The organism is Salinibacter grassmerensis (genome assembly GCF_947077765.1).
In the GTDB taxonomy this organism is placed as follows: Bacteria; Bacteroidota; Rhodothermia; order Rhodothermales; family Salinibacteraceae; genus Salinibacter; species Salinibacter grassmerensis.
Window position 1 is genome coordinate 121937 of sequence record NZ_CAMTTF010000003.1, and the last position, 18638, is coordinate 140574.

At 64.3% G+C, this 18638-nt stretch carries 13 protein-coding genes; 11 read left to right on the top strand and 2 right to left on the bottom strand.

Annotated elements, in window-relative coordinates; translation table 11 throughout:
* Positions 1-265: 265 nt before the first annotated feature.
* From glpK to OJB03_RS07855, 9 genes are all read left to right on the top strand, one after another.
* The gene (gene glpK, locus OJB03_RS07815) at positions 266-1846 is read left to right on the top strand and encodes a glycerol kinase GlpK (RefSeq protein ID WP_263786352.1); all 1581 of its coding nucleotides are present in this window, start codon (positions 266-268) and stop codon (positions 1844-1846) included.
* A 60-nt stretch (positions 1847-1906) separates the two neighbouring features.
* On the top strand, positions 1907-3022 hold the full coding sequence (locus OJB03_RS07820; RefSeq protein ID WP_263786353.1) for an ABC transporter ATP-binding protein: 1116 nt from the start codon (positions 1907-1909) through the stop codon (positions 3020-3022).
* Positions 3023-3037: 15 nt separating this feature from the next.
* Positions 3038-4156, top strand: a complete 1119-nt coding sequence (locus OJB03_RS07825; protein WP_263786354.1) for an ABC transporter ATP-binding protein — start codon at positions 3038-3040, stop codon at positions 4154-4156.
* A 40-nt stretch (positions 4157-4196) separates the two neighbouring features.
* On the top strand, positions 4197-5063 hold the full coding sequence (locus OJB03_RS07830; RefSeq protein WP_263786355.1) for a carbohydrate ABC transporter permease: 867 nt from the start codon (positions 4197-4199) through the stop codon (positions 5061-5063).
* Positions 5060-5854 (top strand): carbohydrate ABC transporter permease, encoded by a 795-nt coding sequence (locus OJB03_RS07835; RefSeq protein ID WP_272507225.1) that lies wholly within the window; start codon positions 5060-5062, stop codon positions 5852-5854. Before OJB03_RS07830 ends, OJB03_RS07835 begins: the two co-directional genes overlap by 4 nt.
* Positions 5855-5905: 51 nt before the next feature.
* On the top strand, positions 5906-6196 hold the full coding sequence (locus OJB03_RS07840) for a DUF2160 domain-containing protein (protein ID WP_263786357.1): 291 nt from the start codon (positions 5906-5908) through the stop codon (positions 6194-6196).
* A gap of 240 nt (positions 6197-6436) precedes the next feature.
* Positions 6437-8272 carry an ABC transporter substrate-binding protein gene (locus OJB03_RS07845; RefSeq protein WP_263786358.1) on the top strand — a complete coding sequence of 612 codons (1836 nt, stop codon included), beginning with the start codon at positions 6437-6439 and terminating at the stop codon, positions 8270-8272.
* A gap of 193 nt (positions 8273-8465) precedes the next feature.
* Entirely contained in the window at positions 8466-9722 is a 1257-nt protein-coding gene (locus OJB03_RS07850; protein ID WP_263786359.1) for a hypothetical protein, read from the top strand.
* A 226-nt stretch (positions 9723-9948) separates the two neighbouring features.
* Positions 9949-11523 (top strand): glycerol-3-phosphate dehydrogenase/oxidase, encoded by a 1575-nt coding sequence (locus OJB03_RS07855; protein ID WP_263786360.1) that lies wholly within the window; start codon positions 9949-9951, stop codon positions 11521-11523.
* A 255-nt stretch (positions 11524-11778) separates the two neighbouring features.
* Here OJB03_RS07855 and OJB03_RS07860 read toward each other — a convergent pair whose 3' ends face one another.
* Positions 11779-13719 (bottom strand): methyl-accepting chemotaxis protein, encoded by a 1941-nt coding sequence (locus tag OJB03_RS07860; protein ID WP_263786361.1) that lies wholly within the window; start codon positions 13717-13719, stop codon positions 11779-11781.
* A 447-nt stretch (positions 13720-14166) separates the two neighbouring features.
* Entirely contained in the window at positions 14167-14928 is a 762-nt protein-coding gene (gene rlmB / locus OJB03_RS07865; protein ID WP_263786362.1) for a 23S rRNA (guanosine(2251)-2'-O)-methyltransferase RlmB, read from the bottom strand.
* A gap of 200 nt (positions 14929-15128) precedes the next feature.
* On the opposite strand from rlmB, the gene OJB03_RS07870 reads away from it, so the two are divergent.
* Together OJB03_RS07870 and OJB03_RS07875 are read left to right on the top strand one after the other, a co-directional pair.
* Entirely contained in the window at positions 15129-16430 is a 1302-nt protein-coding gene (locus tag OJB03_RS07870; RefSeq protein WP_263786363.1) for an acetyl-CoA C-acyltransferase, read from the top strand.
* A 46-nt stretch (positions 16431-16476) separates the two neighbouring features.
* Positions 16477-18636 (top strand): 3-hydroxyacyl-CoA dehydrogenase NAD-binding domain-containing protein, encoded by a 2160-nt coding sequence (locus OJB03_RS07875; RefSeq protein WP_263786364.1) that lies wholly within the window; start codon positions 16477-16479, stop codon positions 18634-18636.
* Positions 18637-18638: the final 2 nt, after the last annotated feature.

The window sequence follows — 18638 nt, forward strand, 5'->3', positions numbered from 1 at the left end:
AGGGGGGCGTCCGATTTGGGAAGATGGAAGCATTTTCTCGGAAGATCACACTACCGACTCGGAAAAGCGCTTCCTATACTTCATTTGCGATGAAATGGTGGGCACGAAGTCCAGCATGTGCCGAATCGTAACAGTTTCCCCGCTCGGGACCCCTCTTCAGCAAAAGCCCTTCCACCATTCGGTCCGAGTTTGACCGCGTGGTGCAGGCACCGCAGCGTGCAGGTTTTTCCGCACCGGGCTGACTTCCAAAGACGTCACTCAACCGATGCAGTACATACTCGCGCTTGATCAGGGGACGACGAGTTCGCGGTCCATTCTTTTCGACGCACAGGGGCAGGTACAAACCGTTGCCCAGAAGGAGTTTGAGCAGCACTACCCGAAGCCTGGATGGGTGGAGCACGACGCGAATGAAATCTGGTCCACCCAGATGGGGACCGCCTCAGAAGCCATGACCCGGGCAAACGTTGAGGCCGAGGACCTGGCGGCCATCGGAATCACCAACCAGCGCGAGACAACCATCGTGTGGGATCGGGCCACCGGCGCCCCAATCCACAACGCCATCGTCTGGCAGGACCGGCGCACCTCGGGGCTCTGCGACCGGCTCAAAGATCGAGGGCACCTGGATCTCATTCAGGAGAAGACGGGCCTCATCATTGATGCATATTTTTCCGGGACGAAGATCAAGTGGCTGCTGGACAATGTGGATGGAGCCCGTGAGCGCGCGGAAAACAGCGAGTTGGCGTTCGGCACGGTCGATAGCTGGCTCGTCTGGCGCATGACGAACGGCAAGCATCACGTCACCGACGCCACCAACGCTTCGCGAACCCTTCTCTACAACATCCACGAGGGGGAATGGGACCCCGAGCTCCTCGACATTCTCGACATCCCCCGGTCTATGCTTCCCGAGGTGCGGGACAGCAGCGAGGTATACGGCACGACCCGGAGCGGCCCGTTCGACGATGAGGTGCCCATTGCGGGCATCGCGGGGGACCAGCAGGCCGCACTGTTCGGCCAGATGTGCACCACGCCGGGCCTCGGTAAGAACACATACGGCACGGGGGCCTTCCTCCTCCAGAACACCGGCGAGACGGCGGTGACCTCCGAGCACAACCTGCTCACCACGATCGCCTACCAGATCGACGGCACGACGTACTACGCACTGGAGGGCTCCATCTTTGTCGCTGGGGCGGTGGTGCAGTGGCTCCGCGACGAGCTCAAGATCATCCGCGAGGCCGCGGAGGTCGAGCGCCTCGCCCGCACCGTGGACGACAACGGCGGTGTCTATTTTGTGCCGGCCTTCACGGGCCTCGGCGCCCCCTACTGGGACCAGTATGCCCGCGGCACAATCAGCGGGCTAACCCGCGGGGCGAACCGCGGTCACCTCGCCCGGGCCGCCGTTGAGAGCATGGCCTACCAGGTGGCCGACGTGATCGACGCGATGGAGGCCGACTCCGGCATCGAGACGACGGAGTTGGGGGCCGACGGGGGGGCGGCGGCCAACGACCTCCTTCTGCAGTTCCAGTCCGACATTCTCGACATCCCCGTGGTGCGCCCCAAAATCCTGGAGACCACCGCCCTGGGGGCGGCCTACCTCGCAGGCCTTGCCGTCGGCTACTGGGACAGCCAATCCGAGATTCAGGACCAGTGGGAGCTGGATCAGATGTTTACCCCTTCGATGCCGCAGGATCGCGTCGAAACGCTGCGAACCGGCTGGTCGAAGGCCCTGGACCGTGCTCGGGCCTGGGAGTCCCCCGACTCGAGCGAAGCCCCCACTCACGCCCCCGACGTCTCGACCAACGATACTTCGAACGCCCCCGCACCCGAGGAAACCCCGGCTGCATCGTAGCCCCTCCACCGATCCTCGCCGTCGCGGGCCCTCTCTCTCAGAATTCCACTGATCCGCCCCATGGGCATTCGTGTCGAAAACCTCCACAAGTCGTTCGGGACCGAGCAGGTGCTGAACGGGATCACCCTGGACATTCCCGACCGGAGTTTCTTCAGTGTGGTGGCCCCAACGGGCGCCGGCAAGACCACCCTGCTCCGCATCATGGCCGGGATCGAGTCCGCCGACGCGGGCACGGTCCACTACGACGGCGAGGAGATGACCGACGTGGCCGTCCAGGACCGAAGCGTCGGGATGGTCTACCAGGAGTTTATCAACTACCCCTCCCTCACCGTTCGCGAAAACCTCGCGTCCCCCCTCCAGGTGAGCGACGAGAACTACTCGGCGGAAGAGATCGACCGGCGCGTGCAGGAGACCGCCGAGATGCTGAAGATCGACCACATTCTCAACAACCTGCCGGAAGAGGTCAGTGGCGGCGAGGCCCAGCGAACGGCCATTTCCCGGGCCCTCATCAAGGAGCCCGACTACCTCTTCATGGACGAGCCGCTGGCCAACCTCGACTACAAACTGCGCGAGCAGCTGCGCAGTGACTTCGAGCGCCTATTCTCCGAGCAGGACACGACGGTGATCTACGCGACCCCGCAGGCCGGGGACGCGCTCGCGATGTCGACGCACATCGGCTTTCTCCACGACGGCACCATTATCCAGAAGGCGCTGCGCGACGAGATCTACTACCGGCCGCGCTACCTGCCGGTGGCCGAGTACTTGGGCGAGCCCCCCATGAACATCGTGCCGGTCACGCTCGTCCAGGAGCCGACCTCCACCGACCGCTACTTCGAGGTGGACGACGACACGCGCATCCCCGCCACAGGCTTCGACTCCCTCTCCCCTGGCGAAACCTACCACCTCGGCTTCCGCCCACAGGACATGACCCTCACGGAAAACGGGGCCGAGGCGTCCGTCGCCCCGACCCTCTCGTTCGTAGAGACGGTCGGGTCCACCAGCACCCTGCACATGGACTTTCAGGGCCGGGAGATCTACGCGCTGCACCCCAACCCGCTGCACCTGGAGACCGGGGCGTCGATTCCGTTTGCGCTCGACCCCGAGAAATTCTACGTCTACGACCCCGAGGCGGGCGACCTGATCGCCGCGGGCGACAAAATTCCCTCCTTCTCATAACGTCGACGCTGGTACATGGCTGAGATCGAAGTTCGTGACATACGACACGTCTACGATGCGGGCACCGCGGACGAGACGGTGGCCGTCGACCACGTAGACCTGACGCTGCAGGACGGCACCGCCAATGCGCTACTGGGGCCCTCGGGGTGTGGAAAAACCACCCTCCTCCAGATCATCTCCGGGCTGCTCCAGCCCACCGAAGGGCAGGTGCTCATCGACGGCGAGGACGTGACCGAGAAGCCCCCGGCCGAGCGCGACATCGCGCAGGTCTTCCAGTTTCCGGTCATCTACGACTCGATGGACGTCTACGGCAACCTCGCGTTTCCCCTCCGAAACGGAGGCACGCCGGAGAACGAGATCGAGGAACGCATCCAGAAGATCGCCGACCTGCTGGAGCTCAACGACATTCTGCACAGCAGCCCCTCGAACCTCGGCCCCGAACTGAACCAGCTGGTGGCCCTGGGCCGCGGCATCATCCGCGCGGACACCTCCGCCATTCTCTTCGACGAGCCGATGACGGACGTCGAGCCCGCCCGGAAGCTGACCATCCGCCGGCGCGTGAAGGAGGCCCAGCAGGAGTTCGAAATCACGGCGCTCTACGTGACCCACGACCAGCACGAAGCACTTACGTTTGCTGAGCAGGTGGCCATCATGCAGGACGGGCGCCTCGTGCAATACGACAGCGGCGAAGCCCTCTACCAGAACCCGGTCAACACCTTCATCGGCCACTTCATCGGGAGTCCCGGCATGAACCTGCTCGAGTGCGGCCTAACGGAAGCCGACGCGGCGCCGCACGCACAAATCGGGCCCCACACAATTTCGGTCTCCGAGGGCATCCACGACGAAATCGATCTGAGCTGGAAGGATTGCCAGATCGGAATCCGCCCCAGCTCCGTGACCGTCCAGGTGGCCGACCCGAAAGAAGACACGCACTACATTCCCGCGACGGTCGATCAGGTGGAAATGGTCGGCGGCTACCAGATTCTGACGACCCGCCTCGACGACACCGACGTGGAGGTGAAGGCCCGCGTGGCCCACGACTTCATGATCGAAGAGGGCGCCTCGATCTGGCTCAGTTTCCCCCCCGACGCGGTGCAGTTTTTCCACGAGAAACAGGCCGTGCACGCCCAGTAGGCACCGCTTCCGTGATTCCCGTTAGGACCTTTGTACTCCAATGAAACAACGTCCCTGGCTCTTTCTGCTGCCGGCACTGCTCCTGGTTTCGATCAGTGCCTTTATCCCGCTCATCACAGTCATCAACTATTCCCAGTTGACCCTGCTTCCGGGCACCGAGCCCTACTTTGCGGGTCTCGAGAACTTCGTTGCGGTCCTGGAGGACGAGGCGTTTCGCGGCGCACTGCGACGCCAGATCATCTTCAGCTTCCTCGTGCTCATCACCGAGATTCCGCTTGGTCTGGGGCTGGCCCTCTGCATGCCCAAGGAGGGCCCAGGGGTCGGCCTCAGCCTCGTGCTTCTAGGCATTCCGCTGCTGATTCCATGGAACGTCGTCGGGATCATCTGGCGCGTGTTCACCCGGTCGGACATCGGGGTGCTCCCCGCCGCCTTCGACGGGCTCGGGTACTCATACAACCTCAGTAGCTCCACGCTTGATGCCTGGTGGACCGTCTTGGCCATGGACATCTGGCACTGGACCCCCCTGGTGGTCCTCATCTGCTACGCCGGCATTCAGGCCATCCCCGAAGAGTACTACATGGCCGCCAAGATCGACCGGGCGTCCCCCTGGAAGACGTTTCGGTACGTCACGCTGCCAAACCTACGGGGGGTCCTCATCATCGCTGTGCTGCTGCGGCTGATGGACTCGTTCAAGATTTACGCCGAACCGTTCGTGCTTACGGGCGGCGGGCCCGGAAGCTCTACAACGTTCTTAAGCACGTACACGTCACGAATGGCCATCGGAGGATTTCAGATGGGAAGAGGCGCGGCAACGTCGCTGATCTACTTCTTCATCGTAATCCTTATCTCCTTCGTGATTTACATCGTCATGCTTAACCTCGGACAAGGTGCAGGTGGTGACCAATGAATAAAAAGTATTATCTCATCCTGTTTTTGGTATTCATCATGATACCAATTTACTGGATGGTCAACATGTCGTTTAAGCCAAACTCCGAAATCCTGAGTCGGCTGACGCTTTACCCCCACGAATTCACCCTTGCGAACTACGAGGAGATCCTCACCTCGGAGTTCTGGCGGGCTGGGTACATCAACTCCATCGTCATGGCCTCCATGAACGTGGTGTTCGTGACCATCACGGCCCTTCCCGCCGCCTACGCCTTTTCGCGCTGGGACTTTCGGGGCGACAAGCACCTGTTTTTCTGGTTCTTGACGAACCGAATGGCCCCGCCGGCGGCCTTCATGGTGCCGTTCTTTATCCTCTACTCGAACCTGAACCTGATCGACACCTACTGGGCGGTCGCGCTGGCACACTGCCTGTTCAACCTGCCGCTGGCCATCTGGATTCTGGAAGGGTTCATGTCCGGCATCCCGAAGGAGATCGACGAGATGGCCTTCATCGATGGGCACAGCTTCACCAGCTTCTGCTGGAATATCTTCCTTCCGTTGATCAAACCCGGCATCGCCGTGACGGCGTTTCTGACGTTCATGTTCTCCTGGGTCGAGCTGCTCCTCGCCCGCACCCTCACAAACGAGGCCGCACAGCCGATTACGGTCACCCTGACCCGGAGCCTCGGCGCTGGTGGCTGGGACTGGGGCGTACTGGCCGCGGCGGGCGTCATCGCCATGATTCCCGGGGCCATCATCGTGTACCTTGTCCGTGACCTTTTGGCGACGGGCTTCTCCATGGGCCGCGTGTAGCGGAATCGCCGGCCTCCCCGACCTCTGCTTCATTCGACCCCACTGGTCCCCATGCTCTCTCTTCCTCCCGACTGGATGAACTGGACGTCCCCGACGCTCCTCTTCCTCGGGTCCATCATTCTACTGCTCACCACCCTGACGATTTGGGACATGAAGAAGCCTGGATGGGCGCGCCAGGGCCTCCTCCCCATTGCGACCACCCGGGGAGACCGCTTCTTCATGGGCCTGCTGATGACAGGGGGAATCTTCTGCCTGTGGCTGTATTTTGTCGGGCCGACGGCCGTGTGGGCGGTGCTCCTTCTGGGCATCCTCTCCATCATCGGCACCATTAGCTTTTTCTAGGGCGACCCGCCGGGGAGGCCACTTTGGGAAGATGGAATCATTTTCTAGGAAGATTAGACTATCGATGAAGAAAAGCGCTTCCTATCCTTCACTTTAGATTGACGAAGGCAGCAGCGACCGTCCCTGCTTAGCTACGGAAGCGCTTACGCCGCCCTCGACCGGATCGCATCCGCAAGGGGCCTGCTCTTCGACGCTTGACCGTCCTCAACGACTTCTTTCATTATCAACGGTGGCTTTGCTATGAGCACCTTCTACCAACCCCACAAGCCGCGCCGGGCCTGGCTGATGCCAGTGGCCCTCTGCGTCGCGGCCCTCCTCCTCCAACCCCTTGCGTCCGCGCAGGCGCAGGACTTCCCCGATGAACCCAACTATCCCGACATCACACGGGAGGAAGCTCGGGAGTATGCCCAGAGCGAATACGGCCCCATGAACGAACGCAAGCGGGCCGCCGTCAAGTATGCGTTCGAATTCCAGCCATCGGTGCTCACCCTTCGGGAGCAGATCGACGAACTGATGTGGTTCGCGGAGAACGCCGAGGAGCTTCGCGGAACCGACGTCGAGTCGGTTGCCGAGACGATCAAGACGCACACTTGGGAGTCGGAAACGCTCGCTCAGGCCTTCACGGAGATCACGGGCATCAACGTGACGCACAACATCATCGGGGAGGGCGACCTCGTTGAGAAGCTGCAGACGCAGCTCGCGTCCGGCCGCAGCGTCTACGACATCTACGTCAACGACGCTGATCTTATCGGGACGCACATACGCCTGCAGAGCGCGGTCAACCTTACCGACTACATGAACGGGCCGGGCAGCGAGTTTACGAACCCGACCCTCGACCTGGACGACTGGATGAACCCGGAGTTCGGACAGAACTTTGAGGGCGACCAGATCCAGCTCCCCGACCAGCAGTTCGCGAACCTCTATTGGTTCCGGTACGACTGGTTCACCGACCCGGATCTCAAGGAGCAGTTCCGGAACGAGTACGGCTATGAGCTTGGGGTCCCCCGCAACTGGGCGGCCTACGAGGACATCGCCGAGTTCTTCACGGATTCCGTCTCTCCTTCCGACGTAGGCGCGGAGACGGACGGCATCTACGGCCACATGGACTACGGACGACGTGGTCCGTCCCTTGGCTGGCGCTTTACGGACGCCTGGCTCTCGATCGCGGGCGCTGGCGATACGGGGCTTCCCAACGGTCGTCCCGTGGACGAATGGGGCATCCGGGTGGAGGACCGCATCCCGGTCGGCTCTTCGGTAGATCGCGGCGGCGCCACGAACAGCCCCGCGGCCTACTACGCCACCCAGAAGTACGTAGACTGGCTGGACGACTACGCCCCGCCCTACGCCTCGTCCATGAGCTGGTCGGAGGCGGGCCCGGTGCCCTCTCGCGGCAGCGTGGCGCAGCGCGTCTTCCAGTACATTACCTTCCTCTCGGCCGATCCCTTCACCTCGCCGGAGTCGGCAGTGACGGACGACGAGGGCAATCCGAAGTGGCGCATGGCCCCCACGCCGCACGGCCGCTACTGGGATGAAGGCATGAAGGTCGGGTACCAGGACGCCGGCAGTTGGACCATTCCGAAGCAGACGACCGGCGACAAGCGACACGCCTCCTGGATGTGGGCACAGTTTGCCTCCTCCAAGACCGTGTCCCTCAACAAGTTCAACGTGGGCACGACGCCTGTTCGGAGCTCCACGGTGAACTCGGAGTACTGGCAGGAGCGCGAGGGCGACCTCGGCGGCCTGATCTCCTTCTACACCTCCCCCGTGGAGGACCAGTGGACGGACTCAGGAAAGAATGTGCCGCACTACCCGCTGCTCGCGGAGCAGTGGTGGAAGCAGGTATCCAGCGCCGTGAGTGGCGAGAAGACCGTCAAGCAGGCGATGAACGACCTTGCGAGCATTCAAAACTCGCTGATGCAGCGCCTGCGGATGTCAGAGTACTCCCCGGAGCTCAACGAAGAGCGCACCCGGGAGTACTGGCTCAATCAGCCCGGTTCGCCGAAGGCTGAGCGCCCGCCGGAAGAGCCGGTGACGGTACCGTACGACGAGCTCATTCAAGAGTGGGAAAGTGAGTAAACTCTCCCCTAGCCGGAGCACGCCCCGGCCGCAGTGCCAACCACGAGCCGCTGGCTCGAGCTGCGGCCGGTGCCTTCCGGCATCATGAACGACAACACTTCGACCCGTCTCTCCGGACGCACACCTCGGTTCCTCCCGGAGAGGCTGAGTGTATTGCCAGGCACACCCCCATTTCACTGCGGGGACCCAAACCGTGCCTGCTTTCAAAACCAATCACCAATCCACAACATCTCCCATGACTCAGTTTACAATTTCACGAACCACAAACACTCTTTTTCAATGGCTGACCGCTAGTGCCTTCGCCCTTCTGCTGCTCGTGGCGACGGCCGTGCCGGCCCAGGCGCAGATGGAAGACGGCGAGCTACCAGAGATTGATTTTAGTGTCAACCTGATGCAGTCGGCACAGGTTCTTTCGGTAGACGGCCTGGATAACACTGCGTCCGGTTTCCATGCCGCACGCGCCGGGGTCAACGCAAACGTGCAGTTCTCAGAGAACGTGAGCGGACTTCTCATGCTAGAATCCGAGCCGAATGACTTCGGCGGCGCCTCCGGGGCGAGTCAATTCCAGCCGCAGGTCGATTTTATGGTTATGAACCTGCAGGTGAGTGAGGGGCTGACGGTCCAGGCCGGAACGCCGGTGACCGGTCTGCTCAATTTCCGTGGCTTCTCCGACGGCCCGAACGTTCAGGGCAATCCGCTGATTGGCAACTCCCCGGCCGACAACATTACGGCGGGAGAAGGTGTGAAGCTGATCGGATCGTTCGACGAGTTTGGCTTTGACTTCACCGTGAACCGAGGCTTTGGCGAAACCGTCAGCAATCCGGAAGGCGGCGGAACCGGCCTCAACTACATCGGGAAGGTCCGGTACACCGGATCCGAAGACGAGATCTTTCAGGTCGGTGCCGGAGCCGCGATCCAGTCTGGGACCCAGGGTATTGTCTTCGCTAACGGAGACGGCGAGAACTACTACCTGAATCTGCCGGTTGAGGAGCAAGCGGTTAACCCTGAAACGGGCATCATTGAGGGTACAACTACGCGTTCAGCCATTTCCGCGCGGAATACGCACGCTGCCCTTCCCAACGGAGGTGTGATCGCACAGGCCGACGCCAAGATTACCCCGGATCCTTTGGACATCGACCTCTGGGGCGGATTCGCGAATGAGAGCGACCCGGACGACACTGCTGTCTTCGGCGGCGTCGGCGCGAAGGTGGATGTCTCAGAGAATTTCTACCTTGCCGGTCGCTTTACGATCGTCAACGATCAGGAAGCGCCGGACGGTGCGGACGCCAACCTGACTCGCTTTCAAGGTGGGTTTGGGTGGATGATCTTCGACCGCGCTCTCCTGAAGGTTGAGGGGGTAACCCAGACGCACGGAGACACCGGCGTTACTCGCCCGGCCGATGCCGACAGCTTCGGTGGCGTCTTGACGGAACTCTCCTTCAGTTTCTAACAGCATAAAGTCGGTACATTACTGAACGTGCTGAGTATGATGTAGACGCTCAGTCGGCCTGGGGCCGCCACCTGCCGGTGGGGGCCTCAGTGCTTTCACTCCCCTATTGGGGCCCGCGCGGCGGGGGTTCTCCCCCTCCGGTCGAGGGGTCTCCCTCCAGCAGCGTTGTCTGGGGGGGCTCTCCGAGGCCCACTCGCTCACTCTGTTGTTTTTTGCGATGAATCTCATGGACCGCACACAAGGCATCGAGGCACTGAAGTCCCGCCAAAAGCCCTGGGACTTCGTCATCATCGGCGGGGGGGCCACCGGGCTCGGCTGTGCCGTAGACGCCGCGGCACGGGGCTACGACACGCTCCTACTTGAGATGCACGACTTCGCGAAGGCGACCTCCAGCCGCTCGACGAAGCTCGTGCACGGCGGCGTCCGGTACCTGGAGCAGGGGAACGTGTCCCTCGTCCTCGAGGCACTCAAAGAGCGGGAGCGACTTCAGGACAATGCGCCGCACCTCGTGAGCAACCTGTCCTTCGTGGTGCCTAGCTACAAGTGGTGGGAGGCCCCCTACTACGGGATTGGGATGAAGGTATACGACCTGCTCGCGGGCAGCCAAAACTTCGGGCGGTCTCAGTACCTCAACCGAAGCCAGACGATCGATCGCCTCCCCACCGTGGAGACCGATGGGCTGCGCGGCGGCATTCTGTACTTCGACGGGCAGTTCGACGACACCCGGCTGGCCGTCAACATGGCCCAGACGGCCGAGGACCACGGCGGCGTGCTGCTCAACTACATGAAGGCGGCGGACCTGACGAAAACGAACGGGCAGGTGGATGGGGTGGTCGCCGAGTGCCAGGAGACCGGTGCCACGTTCGACATCGAGGCGCGGTCCGTCATCAACGCCACCGGCATCTTTACGGACACCATCCGGCAGATGGACGACCCGACGGCCGAGACCACCCTCCGCCCCAGCCGCGGGACCCACATTGTCCTGGACAAGTCGTTCTTGCCGGGCGACAGCGCAATCATGGTCCCGAAGACGGACGACGGGCGCGTCCTCTTCGCGATCCCGTGGCACGACCGAGTCGTCGTCGGTACAACCGAGGCCGAGGTGGACGAGGTAAGCATGGAGCCCACGCCCGGCCACGAGGAGTTGGACTTCCTTCTGACCCACGCCCAGCGGTACCTCAAGAAGGACCCGGGGCCGGAGGACGTGCTGAGCGTCTACGCCGGCATTCGTCCGCTGGTGGCCCCCCCGGGGAGCAACGGGGACACCTCAGACATTTCCCGCAAGCACCAGCTCAACGTCTCCGAGAGTGGACTCGTCACCATTTCGGGGGGCAAGTGGACCACCTACCGCAAGATGGCGGAGGACACGATCGACGAGGCGGCCCGCCACGCGGAGCTTGCCCGCCGGCCGTCCAACACGGATGATCTCCGCCTGCACGGCTGGCATCAGGACTCCGATCAGTTTGGCGATCTGGCCCTTTACGGCGCCGACGCCGAGGAGCTGGAGGCCCTGATGGAGGAGCACCCTCGCCTCCGGGAGCCCCTCGACGAACGGCTTCCCATTCGGGCCGGACAGGTGGTGTGGGCCGCCCGACACGAGATGGCACGGACGGTGGAGGACGTTTTGGCCCGCCGGACGCGCTGCCTCCTGCTCAATGCACAGGCGAGTATCGACGTGGCCCCGCAGGTCGCAGAGCTGATGGCCGAAGAGCAGGACCTTCCCTCCGCCTGGGTCGAAGATCAGGTGGAGGCCTTCACCGAGGTGGCCAGCCAGTACCTGATGCCCTCCATCCCCGCGTAGGTGAGCCGCATCAAGCACTGAACAGAGAACGGGGGCTGGCAACCCTTCCCGTGCCGAAGCCCCGGCCCGACGATGTCGGGTCGCCGGGGCCGGAGCACTTTAGCGTTAGGGATTAGCGTTGGGGATGCCGCATTGATGTCCAAAAGTACTTGCGCACGAAAGGCGCAAGTCCAGGGTCGATCGAGGTGAAAGACCCTGCCTTCTGTCTTCAAAATGGTTCGTCGAGGCGGCTTCTAGAACGCTCTGAGCCCCGCGCTATTCTGGCAGGGCCCCATCTCCCGACACCTCAGAGCGTCCGGGCCCACCTGGGCGCTGGGTGCCTTCTGGTTGTTCCTGATCGGGCGCTTCGTCCACGGAGGCCGGGACCTTTTCGCCCGCCGCGGATCGGGGCTGCTCAAGAGCGAATTGCCGGACCCGGTCTTCCAGATCTTCGGTCAGGCGATCCAGGTTGGTGGCAATGTCGGATACCTGCGTGACGCCCGCCGCCGACTCCTGGGCCGCCGTCGAGATCGACTGTACGCTTCGGGCAATCTCCTTACTGGTGGTGGACTGCTCCTCGGAGGCCGCTGCAATCTCTTCGGCCTTTGCCTCCACCTCTTCGATCGAGGCGACGATCTGGCCGAGCGCCTCGCTCGCCTCCTCCGACAACTCGATGCCCTCCTCCGCGTCACGACTGCTCTGCTGGGCCGCCTTTACGGCCTGGTCGATCTCCGACTGGACCTCGCCAATGATGTCGGCGATCTCGGAGGTGGCCTGGTCGGTCTCGTCCGCGAGTTCGCGCACTTCCTCGGCCACCACGGCGAACCCCTGCCCCGTCTCGGTCCCGGAACCGTCCCCGCCGGCCCGGGCCGCCTCAATCGCCGCGTTTAGGGCCAGCAGATTCGTCTGGTTCGCAATCTCGTCGATGGTCTCGACGACCTGGCTGATTTCATCGCTGGACGCTTGCAGGCGGTCAATGGTGTCGGCGGTGCCCTGCACTTTTTGGGCAATGTCCTTCATCTTGCCGGTCGCCTCGGAGACCACCTCCTGCCCCTCTCGGGCCTCGCGCCCACCGGCCTGGGCAGACTGAGCAACAGACTGGACGCTCCGTGCATTTTCGTTGATCGTCTGGTTCAGCTGCTCGACCGCCGCGGCCACCTCCTCGGATTGCGCGGACTGCTCCTCGGCGGACGCAGCCATTTGATCGGACGACGTGCTAATCTCTTCGGCGGCCCCCTTGGCCTTGGTCGTTGCACTCATCACATCCTGCAACGTTGAGCGGATCGCCCCGACCGCGCCCCCAAGCTTTGCCCGGAGCCGCCCGGTCATTTCGGCCGCCTCCTCCGTGTTCTCGGTCGGGGTCGTTGGCGCCTCCCCCACAAAGGAAACGGTGAGGTCTCCGTTCTCGAGGCGCTCAAGGCGACCGTCCAGGTCCTCGATCTCCAAACGCAGGAAGCTGCTTACCTCCTTGGCGGAGTCTGCCAGGCGGGTCGCTTCTTCCTTCTTCTCTTGGGCCTCCTCCTGCGCTTCCTCAAGGTCGGCGAGAATCGTCTCAAGCTCTTCGTTCTGAGCTTCGTTCTCCAGTTCCGTCTGGGCCCGGTTTCGCTGCGCCCGGAGGGCCTGCAGGCATCCGAGCGTCAAGAATCCGACCTCAAAGACGACCCAGGCGCTGTGCTCCGCCGCCATCCAGGGCGCCGAATGGGTTACTCCAAACATCGACATCGGCGCGACGATGCCACGAACAAAGTGGTCGACGGCCGTCACAAGTGCAGCGGTCACGAGCACCTTCCAGTCGTAGTAGAGCCCCAGGAAAGCAAGGGAGACGAAGATGTGAAAGTGCATTGCGATGCGCCCGGCCACGAGATAAATCAAAAGGCCCGACATCAGAAGCTGGGCGGCGCCTATGAGGTTACGGGTCACCTCGGAGGAAGGCCGAACCCACCCGGCAATGGCCGGGGGAAGGGAAATCAGTCCCCCGAGCAGAACGGCGGTGAGCACGTAGCCGCCAACGGCACTCTCGGCTCCGGCCCATGCCTCCGCCGACGCCACACTGGCCAGAACGATTGACAGGACCCACTGGATCACCAGAAGTGCGGCAAACTTTCGGCTGGTCGCCTTCCATCCAGCCCGGAGGTACTGCAGCGTTCGTTCTTGCAGATCATGATCATCGATCGTCGGGCCCGTCCCCGTCTCCTTAGTTGCTGTTTGGGTATGCATGATAGGAAAGTACCCTCGTCGAAAACCACCCATTGACCTCCTACGGCCCCAAAAGGCCTAGTGGGACGATCCAACGAGCGTCATTTTTGTACAGGATGATGCGCGAAGTAAAATTTTCTGTATGAGTTCATTAGACGTTATCGGCGGCTCACCCTTGACTTGTTGCCGGCAATGTGCGCGTGACGAGAATTTCAATTTTGGTCACGCATACAGGCCAGGCCTGGCACGGGTGGCGGCCGTCTCTCCTGCGGACAGCCTCCGCACCCGGAGCGGCGTGCCGACGTTTCGTTCTCCGCGTCTCCGGTCCAGTCTGACCCTCTTCCCGGGCTCCCCGACACAGAAACGCCCGTCCCGGAAATGGAACGGGCGTTGGAAGAACGTCGCGTCGCATGGATGCAGGGCGTGGACGGGGGGCGACACGCCCTGGTTGGGGCCCTGCCCCGTCCGCTACGTCCGCGACCGGGCGGCCTCGTAAACAAGGAGGCCCGCCGCCACAGAGACATTGAGCGACTCGGCCGGCCCGCGCATCGGAATGGAGATGAGTTCGTCGCACGCCTCGGCCACCCTGGGCGCCAGGCCCGCCCCCTCACTTCCCAGCACCACCGCCACGGGTCGGTCCCAGTCGGCGTCCCAGAGCGGTGCCTCGGCGGTCCCCTCCGCGCCGTAGACGAAGTAGCCCCGCTCTTTGAGCTGGGTCAGCACGCGCGGCAGGTCGTCGGTCCGTGCAATCGGAATCCGGGGCGCCGTTCCGGCGCTCGCCTTGATCGCGGCGGCGTTCAGGGGGGCCATCTCGCGGGTCGGCACAATGACGCCGTCGGTGCCGGCCGCCACCGCGCTCCGCAGCATCGCCCCAAAGTTGCGAGGGTCCGTCACCCGGTCGACGACGAGGAGCATCGGCTGGGCGGTCTGCACCGCATCCCAGGTGGGCGCAATGTCGGAGAGCATGTCGTCCACCTCCTGGTACCGGATCGGGGCCGTAATGGCAACCACCCCTTGATGGGTAGCCCCGTCGGACTCGTGCCGCAGCCGGGCCTCGGGGACGTACTGCACCGGCGTTCCGCGATCGTCGGCGATCGACCGAATGGCCCCAATCTGGGCGCCGTTTACGTCCTGCTTCAGCATGACCTTTTCGATGCCCAGGTCATCGCGCTTCAGGGCCTCCAAGACAGGACCGCGTCCGATGAGGGTAGAGGTGTCGGATGTGCTCATATTTGGTTCGGGAACGACTGGTGTACGGATACAGATGGGGCGACGAGATGCCCCGCTGGGCAGCCGTCTGAATCAGGCAACAGCGGGCGAAGGCCGTGGTTCGGGCCCCCCTACGCTTTTCGGGGTGTTTTCGCGTCGTGCCGAACGGGGCCCCCAGCCGCACGTATGGATACCCTCTTCTTTCCCAACAGCCCAATTCAATGCCTGTCCCCTCCCCCGGCCGCACCGCGGTCTTCGTCGACGGCTGCCGGCTTCCCTTCCAGCGGGCCGGCACCGGGTACGCCGACCTCATGGCCTACGACATGGGCCGCATGGTCCTGCGGCACCTGCTCACCCGGACCGGCCTGCCCCCCGACCACGTCGAGCGCGTCGTGATGGGCACGGTCGTGCAGGACGTCAACACGAGCAACGTGGCGCGGGAGTCGGCCCTCGCCGCCGGCATTCCGAACCACGTGCCCGCCTTCACGGTGACGATGGCCTGCATCTCCAGCAACCAGGCCGTCACCAGTGGCATGGACCTCCTGCGCACCGGACAGGCAGACGTCATGATCGCGGGCGGCACCGAGACCCTCAGCGACCCGCCCGTCCGGCTGAAGCGGCCCGTCCGGAAGCGGCTGTTTCAGGCCCGCAAGGCCAAGAGCACGGGCGACTACCTGGACCTGCTCGACGGCCTCAGCCCCGGCGACCTGCTGCCCGAAACGCCGGCCATCGCCGAGTTCTCAACCGGCGAGGTGATGGGCGAGAGCGCCGACCGGCTCGCCGCGATGTTCGGCATCTCGCGCGAGGACCAGGACCGATACGCCCTCCGCTCGCACGAGCGGGCCGCCGCGGCCCGGGACGACGGGCGCCTCGACGAGGAGCTCGCCCCCGCAACCGTCCCGCCGGCGTTCGACCCGATCACGACCGACAACGTGATTCGGGATGACACCTCGATGGAGCAGCTCCACAACCTGCCGCCCGCGTTCGTCGAGCCCTTCGGGACCATCACCGCCGGCAGCTCGTCGGCCCTCACCGACGGCGCCTCCGCGACGCTGCTGATGGCGGAGGAAGTGGCCGAGGCCCAGGGCCTTGCGCCGCGCGCCGCCCTCCGCACCTACACCTACGTCGCGCAGGACCCCGAGACGGAATTGCTCCTGGGCCCGGCGTACGCCATCCCCGAGGTGCTCGACGAGGCCGGCCTCGCGCTCGACGACATCGACGTGATCGAGCTCCATGAAGCCTTTGCCGGCCAGGTGCTGGCGGTCCTCGAAGCGCTCCGCTCCGATACGTTTGCTGCGGAGCACCTAAACCGGACCGAGGCGGTCGGCGCGGTCGACATGGATCGCCTCAACACCCGGGGCGGCTCCCTGTCGCTGGGGCACCCGTTTGGGGCAACCGGGGCCCGCCTCGTGATGAGCGCGGTGAACCGGCTCCACGACGAGGACGGCCGCTGGGCCCTCGTCGCCGCCTGCGCCGCCGGCGGACTGGGGCACGCCCTCCTCGTCGAACGGAGGCCTTCCTAGCCCGCTCTCAGCGCTCCCCTCCTTCTGTCTCCAACGCCCTACCCCCATGCCGAACGCCCTCTCTGTGCCCACGGACCTCCTGACCCTGACGGTGGACGAGACCGGGGTGGCCACGCTCGAGCTCGACGCCCCCGATGCGTCAGTCAACAAGATCTCCTGGGCCACGCTGAACGCGTTTTCCGACGCCCTGGACGTAATTGAAACCCACGCAGACCTGTCCGGGCTGGTCATCGCCAGCGGCAAGCCGGACTCGTTCATCGTTGGGGCCGACCTGTCGATGCTGCAGACGTTCGAGATTCCGGCGGAGGCGCGGCGCCTGAGCCGCGAGGCCCACGCCCTTGGGGAGCGGGTCCGAAGCCTCCCGGTGCCGACCGTGGCCGCGCTTCACGGCCCGGTGATGGGGGGCGGCCTGGAGCTGGCGCTCAACTGCGACTGCCGCGTCGCCTCCACCGCCGACGCGACCAAGATGGCCCTGCCGGAGGTGCAACTCGGCCTCCTGCCCGGCGGGGGCGGCACCCAGCTGCTGCCGCGCCTCGTGGGCGTGCAGCGGGCTCTCGGGCTCATGCTGACCGGCAAGAATACGTATCCGAAAAAGGCGCGGCGCATCGGCCTGGTCGACGGCCTCATCCACCCGCCCGGCCTCCGCGAGGCGGCCCGGCAGGCGGCCCGTGAGTTGGCGGCGGGCACCCGCACCGTTGAGCGCGATGCTCAGTCGCTCGGGGACCGCCTGCTGGAGGGCAATCCCGTCAGCCGGCGCGTCATCTACCGGCAGGCCCGCACACGGACCGAGAGCCGCACCCGGGGCAACTACCCCGCACCGCCCCGCATCATCGACGCCGTGCGCACGGGGATAGAGGAGGGCCTGACGACCGGACTCGACACGGAGCGGCAGCACTTTGGCGAGCTCGTGTTCACGCCCGAGTCGCAGGCCCTCGTGTCGATCTTCTTTGCCAAGCGGGACGCGGAGACGCACCCGCAGTCCGAACAGGCACGCCCGGTCGACACCCTGGGCGTGCTCGGGGCGGGCCTCATGGGCAGTGGCATCGCCCAGGTATCGGCCCAGAACGGGCTCGACGTCGTGCTCAAGGACCAGTCCCTGGCGCTCGCGGCCGAGGGGAAGAAGGCCATCTGGGCCGCGGTGACCGCGCAGAAAGAGAAGGGCATCATCAACACGTTCACGCGGGACCAGATCGTGGAGCGGGTCGCCCCCACCGCCGACTACGCGCCCCTCCGGACGGCCGATGTCGTGATCGAGGCCGTGCCGGAGGACCTGTCGATCAAGCACGCGGTGCTGTCGGAGGTGGAGGCGGTCGTCGACGCGGACACGGTGCTGGCCTCCAACACCTCCGCCCTGCCGATTGCGAAGGTCGCCGAGGGCGTGGACGACCCATCCCGGGTGCTCGGCATGCACTACTTCTCCCCCGTCCCCGACATTCCGCTGCTGGAGATCGTCGTCACCGAGGAGACCTCCGACGAGGCGCTGGCCACCGCGTACGCCGCGGGCCTCGCGCAGGACAAGACCGTCATCGTGGTGAACGACGGCCCGGGCTTCTACACCACCCGCATCCTCGCCCTCTATATGAACGAGGCCCTGCTGCTCTTCGAGGCCGGGGCCGAGATTGAGGCGGTCGACGAGGCGATGAAGGACGCCGGGTTCCCGATGGGCCCGTTTGAGTTGTTCGACCTCGTGGGCCTGGACGTGGCGGCCAAGATTACCGACGTCATGGGCGAGGCCCTCTCGTCCGAGCGCGTCGACATCAGCGACCGTGCGGGCCGGCTCGCGGAGGCCGACCTGCTGGGCCAGAAGACCAACCGCGGGTTCTACGAGTACGACGCGGACGACGACGCCGACGACAAAGACCCGCAGGGCGTCAACGACGCGGTGTACCATCATAGCGACGCCTCCACCCGCTCGACGCCGCCGGCCGACGCGGTTCAGGATCGGCTCCTCCTCATGATGGTCAACGAGGCCGTGCGGTGCCTCGAAGACGAGGTGCTCCGCGCCCCCATCGACGGCGACCTCGGGGCTGTGTTCGGGCTTGGCTTTCCGCCATTTCTCGGGGGTCCCTTCCGCCACGTCGACCGTACGGGGGCGGCCTCGGTCGTAAACACCCTTCAGCGTCTGGCCGACCGCCACGGCCCTCGCTTTGCCCCCGCCGACCGCCTCCAGACCCACGCCGATCAGGACACGACCTTTCACACATAGTC

What these genes read in the sequence shown, in the direction of transcription:
- OJB03_RS07845 (WP_263786358.1), top strand. Translation starts at nt 6,437, where the DNA reads ATGAGCACCTTCTACCAACCCCACAAGCCGCGCCGGGCCTGGCTGATG.
- OJB03_RS07830 (WP_263786355.1), top strand. Translation starts at nt 4,197, where the DNA reads ATGAAACAACGTCCCTGGCTCTTTCTGCTGCCGGCACTGCTCCTGGTT.
- OJB03_RS07875 (WP_263786364.1), top strand. Translation starts at nt 16,477, where the DNA reads ATGCCGAACGCCCTCTCTGTGCCCACGGACCTCCTGACCCTGACGGTG.
- glpK (WP_263786352.1), top strand. Translation starts at nt 266, where the DNA reads ATGCAGTACATACTCGCGCTTGATCAGGGGACGACGAGTTCGCGGTCC.
- OJB03_RS07835 (WP_272507225.1), top strand. Translation starts at nt 5,060, where the DNA reads ATGAATAAAAAGTATTATCTCATCCTGTTTTTGGTATTCATCATGATA.
- OJB03_RS07855 (WP_263786360.1), top strand. Translation starts at nt 9,949, where the DNA reads ATGGACCGCACACAAGGCATCGAGGCACTGAAGTCCCGCCAAAAGCCC.
- OJB03_RS07860 (WP_263786361.1), bottom strand. Translation starts at nt 13,719, where the DNA reads ATGCATACCCAAACAGCAACTAAGGAGACGGGGACGGGCCCGACGATC.
- OJB03_RS07820 (WP_263786353.1), top strand. Translation starts at nt 1,907, where the DNA reads ATGGGCATTCGTGTCGAAAACCTCCACAAGTCGTTCGGGACCGAGCAG.
- OJB03_RS07840 (WP_263786357.1), top strand. Translation starts at nt 5,906, where the DNA reads ATGCTCTCTCTTCCTCCCGACTGGATGAACTGGACGTCCCCGACGCTC.
- OJB03_RS07825 (WP_263786354.1), top strand. Translation starts at nt 3,038, where the DNA reads ATGGCTGAGATCGAAGTTCGTGACATACGACACGTCTACGATGCGGGC.
- rlmB (WP_263786362.1), bottom strand. Translation starts at nt 14,928, where the DNA reads ATGAGCACATCCGACACCTCTACCCTCATCGGACGCGGTCCTGTCTTG.
- OJB03_RS07870 (WP_263786363.1), top strand. Translation starts at nt 15,129, where the DNA reads ATGCCTGTCCCCTCCCCCGGCCGCACCGCGGTCTTCGTCGACGGCTGC.